At 68.4% G+C, this 12,161-nt stretch carries 8 protein-coding genes; 4 read left to right on the plus strand and 4 right to left on the minus strand.

What is annotated here, in order from left to right; translation table 11 throughout:
* Positions 1–37: 37 nt before the first annotated feature.
* The 3 genes from J5226_RS11280 (at position 38) to J5226_RS11290 (ending at position 2,429) form a co-directional block, all read left to right on the plus strand.
* A complete protein-coding gene (locus tag J5226_RS11280; RefSeq protein WP_215839970.1) occupies positions 38–430 on the plus strand; it encodes a glutaredoxin family protein in 393 nt (130 codons plus the stop codon).
* A 71-nt stretch (positions 431–501) separates the two neighbouring features.
* A complete protein-coding gene (locus tag J5226_RS11285; RefSeq protein ID WP_215839971.1) occupies positions 502–1,488 on the plus strand; it encodes a malate dehydrogenase in 987 nt (328 codons plus the stop codon).
* A 266-nt stretch (positions 1,489–1,754) separates the two neighbouring features.
* Positions 1,755–2,429: a response regulator transcription factor gene (locus tag J5226_RS11290; protein WP_215839972.1), complete on the plus strand. Its 675-nt coding sequence runs from the start codon at positions 1,755–1,757 to the stop codon at positions 2,427–2,429.
* 136 nt (positions 2,430–2,565) lie between these two features.
* On the opposite strand, the gene J5226_RS11295 is transcribed toward J5226_RS11290, so the two are convergent.
* The 4 genes from J5226_RS11295 to J5226_RS11310 all read right to left on the minus strand — a co-directional run bounded on the left by J5226_RS11295 (position 2,566) and on the right by J5226_RS11310 (position 9,464).
* Positions 2,566–5,229: a PAS-domain containing protein gene (locus J5226_RS11295; RefSeq protein ID WP_215839973.1), complete on the minus strand. Its 2,664-nt coding sequence runs from the start codon at positions 5,227–5,229 to the stop codon at positions 2,566–2,568.
* Positions 5,230–5,424: 195 nt separating this feature from the next.
* Positions 5,425–6,627 (minus strand): porin, encoded by a 1,203-nt coding sequence (locus J5226_RS11300; RefSeq protein WP_215839974.1) that lies wholly within the window; start codon positions 6,625–6,627, stop codon positions 5,425–5,427.
* A gap of 131 nt (positions 6,628–6,758) precedes the next feature.
* A complete protein-coding gene (locus J5226_RS11305; protein WP_215839975.1) occupies positions 6,759–8,087 on the minus strand; it encodes a dicarboxylate/amino acid:cation symporter in 1,329 nt (442 codons plus the stop codon).
* 48 nt (positions 8,088–8,135) lie between these two features.
* Positions 8,136–9,464 (minus strand): MFS transporter, encoded by a 1,329-nt coding sequence (locus tag J5226_RS11310; protein WP_255323058.1) that lies wholly within the window; start codon positions 9,462–9,464, stop codon positions 8,136–8,138.
* A gap of 344 nt (positions 9,465–9,808) precedes the next feature.
* Between J5226_RS11310 and J5226_RS11315 the strand changes: the two genes are divergently transcribed.
* Positions 9,809–12,145 (plus strand): TonB-dependent receptor, encoded by a 2,337-nt coding sequence (locus J5226_RS11315; RefSeq protein WP_215839976.1) that lies wholly within the window; start codon positions 9,809–9,811, stop codon positions 12,143–12,145.
* Positions 12,146–12,161 lie beyond the last annotated feature (16 nt).

Here is a 12,161-nt window from a genome sequence, read left to right on the forward strand (position 1 = left end):
GGCGAAGCCGCCCGCCCGCGACGAGAAGGACGAGGTCATGCGCGTCACCACCGTGTTGTTCGTCGTGGCCGCGCTCGCCGTGGGTGCGGTCGGCGCCAAGTTCGCCATGAGCGGCGGCCTGCCGCAGCAGTGGTTCGGCTCGCGTCCGGCGCAACTCGCGCCGGACGATCCGCGCCACACCACCGGCGACAAGCGCATCGTCATGCTCGCCGCGCAGTGGTGCGGCTATTGCGAAAAACTGCGCAAGGACTTCGAACTCGCCGAGGTGCGCTACACCCTGATCGACGTCGACACCGAGCAGGGCCAGCGCGCCATGGCCGCGGTCGGCGCGCGCGGCGTGCCGGTCACCATCGTCGGCCAGGACATCGTCTACGGCTACAACCCCGACCAGATCAAGGACAAGCTCGCGCCGCTCGGCTACCGGCTGTAACGGCGCGCGTCCTCCAACTACTAGCGGGCTCCGCGCCCGCCTCAACGTTCACTAGCGAAGGAAACACCTCGATGAAGACTCCCGTCCGCGTTGCCGTCACCGGCGCAGCCGGCCAGATCGGCTACTCGCTGCTGTTCCGCATCGCCTCCGGCGAAATGCTCGGCAAGGACCAGCCGGTGATCCTGCAGCTGCTGGAACTGCCGCTGGAGAAGGCCCAGGCCGCGCTCAAGGGCGTGATCATGGAACTGGAAGACTGCGCGTTCCCGCTGCTGGCCGGCATCGTCGGCACCGACGACGCGGAAGTGGCGTTCAAGGACGCCGACATCGCCCTGCTGGTCGGCGCGCGTCCGCGCGGCCCGGGCATGGAGCGCAAGGACCTGCTGCTGGAGAACGCCAAGATCTTCACCGCCCAGGGCGCCGCGCTGAACAAGGTCGCCTCGCGCAACGTCAAGGTGCTGGTGGTCGGCAACCCGGCCAACACCAACGCCTACATCGCCATGAAGTCGGCGCCGGATCTGCCGGCGAAGAACTTCACCGCGATGCTGCGCCTGGACCACAACCGCGCGCTGAGCCAGCTCGCCGCCAAGGCCGGCGTCGCCGTGGGCGACATCGAGAACCTGATCGTGTGGGGCAACCACAGCCCGACCATGTATCCGGACTACCGCTTCGCCAAGGCCGGCGGCGCGTCGCTGAAGGACAAGATCAACGACGCCGCCTGGAACGCCGACACCTTCATCCCGCAGGTCGGCAAGCGCGGCGCGGCGATCATCGAAGCGCGCGGCCTGTCCTCGGCCGCCTCGGCCGCCAACGCCGCCATCGACCACATCCGCGACTGGGTGCTGGGCAGCGACGGCAAGTGGGTGACCATGGGCGTGCCGTCGGACGGCAGCTACGGCATCCCGGAAGGCGTCATGTACGGCGTGCCGGTGATCACCGCCAACGGCGAATACACCCGCGTGGAAGGCCTGGAAGTCGACGAGTTCAGCCGCAAGGCCATGGACAAGACCCTGGCTGAGCTGGAAGAAGAGCGCGCCGGCGTCGCCCACCTGCTGGGCTGATCGGCTCGCAGCAGCGATGCATGAACGGGGCGGCTTCGGCCGCCCCGTTCGTTTTTGCGAGGACGGATCCGGCGCCGATGCGGCTGCCGCCGCGCGAACGCAGCGGCTCCGATGTTTTCGGGCGGGTAGGCCGCGTCCCGCGAGCGAAGCTTCGGTACGGATGGGTTTTCCGCCGCGACGGGCGCGCATTCCAGGCCCGACGATCGAGGCCGCCGACGCGCGGCCGGAGCGTGTAGGATCGGACCCGCTTTCCACTGGGACTCCTCATGGCCGACGCCGCCCTGCGCCTTCTGATCGCCGACGACCACCCGATGTTCCGGGCGGCGCTGCGCTACGCGCTGGGCGAGATCGCGCCGAACGCGCACGTGGTCGAGGTCGCCAGCCAAAGCGCGCTGGAAGCGGCGATCGGCAGCGGCGAGGCCTTCGATCTGGCCATGCTCGATCTGATGATGCCCGGCGCGATGGGCTTCTCCTCGCTGGTGTACGCGCGCGGCGAACGGCCCGAGTTGCCGGTGGTGATCATTTCCTCCAACGAACACCCGCGCACGATCCGCCGCGCGCAGCAGTTCGGTGCGTCGGGCTTCGTGCCCAAGTCGGCGCCGGCGGCGGTGCTGGGCGAAGCGGTCGGCGCGGTGCTGGCCGGCAACGTCTGGTTCCCGCCGCAGCAGGCCGAGCGCGACGAAGGCGACGCGCAGTTGGCCGACCGTTTGGCGCAGCTGACGCCGCAGCAGATGCGGGTGTTGTTGCGTTTGGCCGACGGATTGCTCAACAAGCAGATCGCTTACGAGCTGTCGTTGGCGGAGAACACGGTGAAGATTCACGTCACCGCGATCCTGCGCAAGCTCGGTTGCCATTCGCGCACGCAGGCCGCGGTGTTGGTGAAGGGGCTGGCGTTGGAGGACGAGGGCGGCGTGCACGATGGGGCGAGCGGGTTGGCGTAGCCGCGTTGCGGGTAGCGTCGTGAGCGAAGGGTCGTGGTCGCGGCTTGCGCCGCTCCTACAGGGCTTCGATGCCGCAACGCAGCGACTGTAGGAGCGGCGCGAGCCGCGACCGCGACACCTCGCTAACGTCGCAACCTCATTCCCCGCGCCCGACCAACCGCGACGCCAACGCCCGCAACGCCGCCGGCTTCAACGGCTTCGGCAGGAAATGCCAATCGCGCTCCGCCGCGCGCGGCCGCAGCGTCGGATCGGCGTCGGCCGACATCAACACCACCGGCGGCAATCGCTTCCACTTGGCTTCCAGCTGCGTACCGAGCTCGAAGCCGGTGCTCTCGCCCAATCGGTAATCGAGCAGCAGCAGATCCGGCGGCGGTTGCGCGTCGGCGTGGGTCAGCGCTTCGGCCGCGCTGGCGGCGCCGTCGGCGAGGCAACCCCAATCGCTCAGCAACCGCAGCGCGGCCTGGCGCGAATGCAGATCGTCGTCGATCACCCAGACCTTGCGGCCGCGCAGCGGCGAATCGGGATCGGCGGTGGCCGCGGCGGGGTGGATCGTCGGCGCGACCGGCGCCGCTTCGGCCTCGGTCTCGCGCGCATACGGCGCCTCGACCGAAAACACGCTGCCGTGCCCGGGCCAGGAGCGCACCGCGACGCGATGGCCGAGCAGGCGCGCCACCCGCCGCACGATCGCCAGACCCAAGCCGGCGCCGCGCTGCGGCGCGTCCGCGCCGGTGTCCAGGCGCTGGAATTCCTCGAAGATCAGCTCGCGCTTGTTCTCGGCGATGCCCGGCCCGCTGTCCCACACCTCGATCCGCACGCCGCCGCGCAGCCGCCGCGCGCCGAGCACGATGCGGCCGTCGCGCGGAGTGAATTGCATCGCGTTGGAGACGAAGTTCTGCAGGATCCGCCGCAGCAGCACTTCGTCGCTGTCGACCCGCACGCGAGTGGGCAGCACGTGCAGGCGCAGCCCGCGCGCCTGGGCGAGGATGCGGAACTGGCTGTCGATGGCGGCGAACACCCGCGCCAGCGGCAGCGCCGCGCGCCGCACTTCCAGCGCGCCGGATTCCAGGCGCGAAATGTCGAGCAGGCTGGAGAGGATGTCGTCCTGCGCCGCCAACGCCGCTTCGATGTGATCGGCCAGCTCGCGCCCCTCGACGTCGTCCACGCGCCGGCGCAGCGACGATAGGTACATGCGCGCGGCGTTGAGCGGCTGCAGCAGATCGTGCACCGCGGCGGCGACGAAGCGGGTCTTGGAGCGGTTGGCGCGCTCGGCCTCGCCCTTGGCCGCCTGCAGGTCGCTGGTGCGCTGTTCGATGCCGCGTTCCAGACTGTCGGCGAGCGTGCGCAGATCGCGCGCGGCCTGCTTGTAGGCGGTGATGTCGGCGTAGCTGGTGACGAAGCCGCCGTCGGGCATCGGGTTGCCGCGGATTTCGATCACGGTGCCGTCGGGGCGCTCGCGTTCGTGCAGATACGGCTGGCCGCGCAGCAGATGATCGAGACGGCGCTTGATCGCTTCTTCCGGATCGGCGCCGAGCAAGCCGCGCTTGGCGTTGAAGCGGATCAGGTCCTCGATCGGCCGGCCGACCTGCAGCAACTCGGGCGGATAGCGGAACAGTTCGCCGTAACGCTGATTCCAGGCGACCAAGCGCAACTGCGCATCGACCACGCTGACGCCTTGCGGCAAATGCTCCAGGCTCTGGCCTTCGCCCATGCTCGCCTGCCGCGCCGCGTGCACGAGGCCGTCCTGCGCGTTGCGCAGCGCTTCGGCGTGGTGTTCGACCATGCGTTCGAGTTCCTGCCGGCTGCGCAGGCGCAGCGCGGCGATGCGGCCGCGCTGGATCAGCAGCAGCGCCACTGCCACCGCCAGCAGCCACGCGCCGGCGGCGACCGCGCGCGCGATCCAGGCGGTGCGGATGCTCGGGGTGACGTCGCGCAGCAGGTGCAAGGTCCAGTCCTCGCGCGCCAGATGCAGCGACTGCCACAGCATCGGCTCGCGCAGGCGCGGTTCGCGCCAGCGCACCACGCGCGCGCCGCCGTCGATTTCGCGCTGTACTTCGAACGCGGCCGGGCGCAGGCGCTGGCTCTGGTATTGGCGGGTCTCGCGCAGTTCGGTCTGCTCAGCCGGCGACAGCGCGTGCAGCATGCGGTAGCGCCACAGCGGCTGCGCCGACAGGAACACCACGCCGTGGTTGTCGCTGAGCAGGACCAGATCGCCGCGTTCGCTCCAGTCCGAGCGGATGTCTTCCAACTCGACCTTCACCGCCACCGCGCCGACCGCGCCGCCGCGCTCGTCGCGCACCGCGCGGGCGATGAAATGGCCGGGGATGCCGGTGGTGACGCCGATGGCGTAGAACTCGCCGGCGCCGCGTGCCATCGCCTGCTGGAAGTACGGACGGAACGCGTAGGAGTAGCCGACGTTGCTGTTGGGCTGGTCCCAGTTGCTCGCCGCCAAGCCGGTGCCGCTGCGGTCGATCAACGTCAGCGTGCTGGTGCGGTTGGCGAAGTTGAGCTGCACCAGCCGCTCGTTGGCGCGCTGGCGCTGCGCGGTGTCGTTGGGGTTGGCGAGCGTGGCGCGCAATTGCGGATCCAGCGACAGCACCGCCGGCATGATCCGGTAACGGTCGATGTGCTGCTCGATCACCTGCGCGCGCTGCGCGAGCAGGGCGCTGGCTTCGCCGGCCTGCCGCTGCAGCGCCTGCGCGTAGGCGATGCGTCCGGCGACCAGCGCCGACAGCAGCATGCCGGCGAGGATCAGGACGATCCAGGCGGCGGTCTGGAGCTGGCGGCGGCGGTGGTGGAGCATGGGGGCGGAAGCGGGGTTGGGGGTAGGGGTTGGGGAACTGAAGGGGCGCGGGTTCGGCGAGATTAGCGGGACTGGGGTGAGATGGCGGTCAATCGACAGCGCGCCGATCGCGACGGACGTGATGCCCGCCGCGCTTCGACATAGCGCGTCGCGCCTCCAGTTCCCCAACCCCTAACCCCCAACCCCGCTTCGGCTTCAGAACTGCACCTGCGCCCGCACCTCCACCACATCCGGATCCGCCGCCAGCAATCCCTTATCCGCCTTCACATGCACGTAGTTGGCCTGGAACTTGAAGTGGGTGGTGAGGTACCAGTTCGCGCCGACGGTCCAATCGCGTTGCTTGCCGCCGGCGATGCCGCCGTCGTCGAGGTCGAGCTGGCCGTAGCGCGCCAGCAGCTCGACCGCGCCATAGCCGTGCGCGGGCTTGATGTTGGCGACGTTGTTGCCGCTGTAGGGCCGGGTTTCGCCGGTGACCACCCAGCTGCCGGTGACGTAGTAGCCGTCGGCGGTGAAATCGCGCTGGCCGTTGTTGCGTTGCGCGGTCGCGCGCAGGTACTCGGCCTGCACCGACCACGGCCCGTCGATCCACAGCGCTTCCAGACCGTTGCGCACGATCTTGTCGGTCTCGCGCAGGCTGCCCGAATCGACCAGCCGCACCGCGGTCAGGCCGTTGAGCGGACGCGCGCGGAAGCGCGCGGCGGGGCCGAAGTAAGCGCCGCGGCCGTCGGTGAAGCCGTGCGGGTTTTCGACCGAGCCGGTCAGGCCCAGATGCAGCACCCGGTCTTTTTCCTTGATCGGCGTCCACACCGCACGCCCGGCGGCGGTGGTGCCCGGGTTGTCGCCCTGCAGGTCGTGGCCGAAGAAATACCCGGCGGTCAGCGCATAGCGCGGCCGTTCGATCGACCACTCCACGCCGGTGCGGCGGCCTTCGAAGATCGCCTGCGAGGCGGCGGACAGTTCCATCATGCTCGCGGTGCGCGAAGCGGCGACGCTCTCCATGCTCACCGGCGTCTTGAAGTAGCCGACGCGGACCTTGCCGTAGTCGGCGCCGAACAGCGCTTTGGTTTCCAGGCGCAGGGCCACGTCGAGCCACAGCTTGGACTCGAAGTCGAACACCGCGGTGAAGTCGTAGACGTCCTTCTTCTTCAGGTTCATGCCGAACTCGCGGCGGCGGTAGTGGCCGTCGTCCTTGAGCCGGGTCGCGGCGGTGCCGTAGCCGTCGCCGTCGAAATCGACGACGTCGTAGGCCCAGTTGGCCGTGGCGGAAATTTCGGTGCCGTCGGAGAAAGCGTATTTGGTCGGCCAGTCGTCGAAGCTGCCGGCGTGGGCGGCGGGCGCGAGCGCGTACAGGGCGAGTGCGAGCGGGGAAGCGGCGAAGGCGAAGCGGGCGTTGCGCATGGTCGGGCTCCAGGTTCGTCGGTGCCGTCCTGGCAGCAGAACTCCGCGCCGGACGCGCGCGGCGTCCGGCTGGGGAAGGGAAGGCGGATCGCGGCGGCCCGCGCGCGGGCCGGCGTTTCAAGCGATGCGGATCAGGCCTTGTCGGCCAGCGGAGCGTGGTGATCCGACGGCAGGTCGGCATCGAGATCGGTCGCGCTCGGCGGATTGAGCAGCTCGCGGTTGAGCTTGTCGCGATCGAGTTCGTTCTCCCAGCGCGCCACCACCACGGTGGCCACGCCGTTGCCGATGATGTTGGTCAGCGCGCGCGCCTCGCTCATGAAACGGTCGATGCCGAGGATCAGCGCGAGGCCCGCGACCGGCACCGCCGGCACCACGTGCAAGGTCGCCGCCAAGGTGATGAAGCCCGCGCCGGTGACGCCCGAGGCGCCCTTCGAGGTCAGCATCGCCACCGCCAGCAAGGTGATTTCCTGGGTGAGGGTGAGCTCCACGCCCAGCGCCTGGGCGACGAAGATCGCCGCCATGGTCAGGTAGATGTTGGTGCCGTCGAGGTTGAACGAATAACCGCTCGGCACGACCAGGCCCACCACCGGCTTGGAGCAGCCCAGCCGTTCGAGCTTGCGCATCAGCGGCACCAGCGCCGATTCCGACGACGAGGTGCCCAGCACCAGCAGCAGTTCGTCGCGGATGTAGCGGATGAAACGGATGATGCTGAAGCCGGTGAAGCGCGCGATCAGGCCCAGCACGATCAGCACGAACAGCGCGCAGGTCAGGTAGAAGCTGCCCATCAGCTTCATCAGCGGGCCGAGCGCGCCGACGCCGAATTCGCCGATGGTGAAGGCCATCGCCGCGCCGGCGCCGATTGGCGCGAGCTTCATGATCATGCTCATGATGCCGAAGAACACCTTCGACAGCGGTTCGAGCAAATCCATCACCTTCTCGCCGGTCTTGCCCATGTGCAGCAGCGAGAAACCGAACAGCACCGCGAGCAGCAGCACCTGCAGCAGGCTGCCGTCGCCGGTGAAGGCGTCGGTGAAGGTCTTGGGGATGATGTGCAGCAGGAAGTCGACCGTGCTCTGCTGCTCGGCCTTGTGCGCGTAGTCGGTGGCCTTGGCCACCAGCGCCGGGTCGAGCTTGGCCGGATCGGCGTTGAAGCCGACGCCGGGCTTGAGCGTGTTGACCACCAGCAAGCCGATCAGCAAGGCGATGGTGGAGACCACTTCGAAATACAGGATCGCCTTGACGCCCACGCGCCCGACTTTCTTGACGTCGGCGACGCCGGCGATGCCGAGCACCACGGTCAGGAAGATGATCGGGCCGATCAGCATCTTGATCAGCGCGATGAAGCCGTCGCCCAGCGGTTTGAGCTTGACCCCGAATTCGGGGAAGAAATGCCCGATCAGGCCGCCGAGGACGATGGCGCCGACCACCCAGAGATAGAAGTGCGAGCCGGATTTTTTCATGGTGGGCGTCGGGCCAAGAGTGAGGGAGAAGGGGCGGGGAGCGAGCGCTCAGTCGCGGTCGATGGTCGAGTGCTTGCGCGTGTCGGGCATCAGCGCGTAAACCAGCAGCGAGCACAAAATGCAGGCGCTGACGTACCAGAAGAAGCCGGTTTCCAGGCCGATCTTCTTGAACCACAGCGCCACCGGCTCGGCGGTGCCGCCGAACAGGGCGACGGTGAGCGCGTAGGGCAGGCCGACGCCGAGCGCGCGGATCTCGACCGGGAACAGTTCCGCCTTCACCACCGCGTTGATCGCGGTGTAGCCGCTGACCGCGGCGAGCAGGATCATGATCAGCCAGAACGCTTCCATCGGCGTTTGCGCGCCGCGGATCCAATGCATCACCGGCACGGTCAGGATCGTGCCGAGCACGCCGAAGGCGATCAGGATCGGGCGCCGGCCGATGCGGTCGGACAGCGCGCCCACCAGCGGTTGCAGCAGCATGTAGACGAACAAGGTGCCGGCGTTGATGAGCGAGGCGGTTTCCTTGTCGAAGCCGGTGCTGATGGTGAGGAACTTCAGCATGTAGTTGGTGTAGGTGTAGAACGCCAGCGTGCCGCCCATGGTCAGGCCGACCACGGTCAGCACCGCGCGCGGATGCTGCATCAGCGTGCGCAGCGAACCTTCGCGGCGCGCCGGCGCATCGCCGGACTTGAGCTTGGCGAAGGATTCGGTTTCCTGCATGTTGCGGCGCAGGTACAGCGCGGTGATCGCGGCGATCGCGCCGATCGCGAAAGGGATGCGCCAGCCCCAGGACTTGAGCTGCTCTTCGCTGAGCACGAACTGCTGCAGCACGATCAGCACCAGCAGCGCGAGCAGCTGGCCCATGATCAGGGTGACGTAGAGGAAGCTCGACCAGAAGCCGCGGTTCTCGCGCGAGGACATCTCGCTCAGATAGGTGGCCGAGCTGCCGTATTCGCCGCCGACGCTCAGGCCCTGCATCAGCCGCGCCAGCACCAGCAGCACCGGCGCGAGCACGCCGATGGTTTCGTAGCCGGGAGTGAAGGTGATGATCAGCGAGCCGGCGCACATCAGCAGCACCGAGCGCATCAGCGCGGCGCGGCGGCCGTGGCGGTCGGCGTAGCGGCCGAACACCCAGCCGCCGAGCGGGCGCATCAGGAAGCCCACGGCGAAGATCGCGCCGGCGTTGAGCGCTTGCGAGATGCGGTCGCCGGAGGGGAAGAAGATATGGGCGAAGTAGAGCGAGAACGCGCTGTAGACGTACCAATCGTAGTACTCGACCAGATTGCCGACCGAGCCGGAGAAGATCGATTTCAGGCGTTGGCCCGGGGGCATGCTCGGGGCCGCGGCCGGGGCCTGGGCGGAAGTAATGGCGCTCACATCGACTCCTATCGCGAAGATCGTGGGGGGAGCGTCGGGCGTCGGTGCGTCGAACGCGTTCGCGGCAGCGCAGCGGGGCGTCCCCACACCCGGCGCCGATGGTGGGCGGCGGGGCGGGGAGGGCCAATAACACCTTAGGGTTAGGCATCGCGGCGGGCACGCCGCGATGCCGCGAAACCGCGGATTCATGCCGCAAAACGAGGGGTTCGGAGCGGTCCGGGCGGGTTAGCCAATTGGTCTTAGGCCGGGGCGGGCGCGGCGCGCGGGCGGCGTCGCCATCAGCGCGTCATCTGCGTTGCCCATGCTTGCGCGGATTTTTGCCCTGCGCCCCCGGAGAGTTTTCGATGAAGCACCCCAACGCCCACGCCGCGCTCGCGCTGGCCATCGCCGCCGCGCTGACCGCCGCGCCCGCTTACGCCGCCGACGACGCGGCCGCCACCGCCGACGCCGCCGGCGAATCCCGCGACGCCACCACGCTCGACGCGGTCTCGGTGATCGGCCTGGGCGAAACCCGGCAGGTGCAGCGGGTCAAGCTGGCCGACATCGAGAAGACCGTGGCCGGCACCAGCCCGCAGAAGATCCTCAACAAGCTGCCCGGCATCTCGGTGCAGTCCAACGACGCCTACGGCGCCAACGAGGAATCGCAGACCATCAGCCTGCGCGGCTTCAACCAGCGCCTGCTCGGCTACACCCTCGACGGCATTCCGCTCGGCGACAACAGCTACGGCAACTACAACGGCCTGGGCATCAGCCGCGCGCTGATCGGCGAAAACCTCGCCGGCGCCGAACTGGCCGCGGGCATCGGCTCGCTCGGCACCGCCTCCACCAGCAACCTCGGCGGCACCTTGCAGTATTTCTCGGCCGATCCGGAAGCCGAGTTCGGCCTGCGCGTGGCTCAAACCTTTGGTAGCGACAGCACTCGCCGCACCTACGCGCGCCTGGACACCGGCGAGCACGGCGGCTTCTCGATGTATCTGTCCGGCTCGCTGCTCAGCGCCGACATGTGGTCGCGCCCGCACGACAACCAGGATCAGAACCAGGTCAACGTCAAGGCGCTCTACACCTTCGGCGACGGCAACCGCATCAGCGCGTTCCTGTCCAGCGCCGAAACCAGCCAGGCCAACTACGCCTATCTGTCCAAGGCGCTGCTCGCGCGCGGCGCGGATTGGGACTGGAACCTGTACAAGCCGGATTGGCAGCGCGCGCTCAACGCCGCGTACTGCGCGCCCAAGCCGTGGCCGGCGAACAAGGCCGGCGACCGCCGCTGCAAGTTCGAATCGCCGGCGGCGACCATCGACGACGCCTACTACGCCAGCCGCGCGCTGCGCACCGACCATCTGGCCGCGCTGGCCGGCGAGTTCAACCTCGGCGAAGGCCTGCGCCTGAACGCGCAGACCTACTACCACGACGACCGCGGCCAGGGCCATTGGTGGTCGCCGGGCAACTGGTCGTACCCGAACACCGCCAAGGAGATTCCGATCTCGATCCGCAGCACCAACTACGGCATCAACCGCTACGGCGCGATGGCCTCGTTGAACTGGGACGTCGGCATCCACCGCCTCCAGGGCGGCGTCTGGTACGAGAGCAACCACCACGACGTGCAGCGCAACTTCTATTTCATCGACGGCCCGGTCAACGACGACCGCTTCCTCAACGATCCCGACCGTCGCCTGTTCTTCCAGAAATACCGCATCACCACCCGCCAGGCCTATTTGCAGGACACCATGAGCCTGCTCGACGGCCGCCTGACCGTGGACGTCGGCGCCAAGAGCACCCAGGTCGACATGCGCGCGACCCAGGTGCCGTCGAAGATGATGGAAGTGCCCAACGCCAGCGGCCGCCTGGAAACCAAGGACCACTTCCTGCCGCAGCTCGGCGTGGGCTACAAGCTCGGCGAAGGCCGCGAAGTGTTCGCCGCCTACACCGAGAACGTCGCCGCCTTCGTCGGCGGCGGCGCGGGCGGCCCGCTGGCGATCAATCAGGCCGCGTTCGACGCGCAGAAGGCCGATCTGAAGCCGGAAGAATCCAAGACCCTGGAAGCCGGCTACCGTCAGGTCGGCGAGACCTATCAGGCCTCGCTGAGCGTCTACAAGGTGCGCTTCGACAACCGCCTGCTCTCGCTCAACCCGTGTTCGAGCATCGAAGCCGGCACGCGTCCGGAGTGCATCACCAAGTTCTTCAACGTCGGTTCGGTCGACAGCTACGGCAGCGAGCTGGTCTTCATCTGGAAGCCGATCGACGGCCTGCAGTGGTACAACGCGCTGTCGTGGAACAAGTCGACCTACGAGGACAACTACATCGACGGCGGCAAGGTCGTGCCGACCAGCGGCAAGCGCGTGGTCGACGTGCCCGACACCATGTTCTCCAGCGAAGTCAGCTACAGCCGCGGCCCGTGGCTGGCCAGCGTCAGCGGCAAGTACACCGGCAAGCGCTACTACACGTATCTCAACGACAACGGCTTCGGCGGCTACACCACCTTCGACGCCGCGCTGCGCTACACCTTCGATGCGATGGGCCCGCTGCGCCAGTGGTCGGTCTCGCTCAACGCCAGCAACTTCACCGACAAGCGCACCGCGAGCAACCTGACCGCGTTCAGCGCTTCGGACCCGCAGGGCAAGACCTACGCCTTCCACGCCAACGCGCCGCGGCAGGTGTTCCTGACCATCGACGCGCGCTTCTGAGGTCCGCGCGGCCGCC

Source organism: Lysobacter sp. K5869 (assembly GCF_018847975.1).
GTDB lineage: Bacteria > Pseudomonadota > Gammaproteobacteria > Xanthomonadales > Xanthomonadaceae > Lysobacter.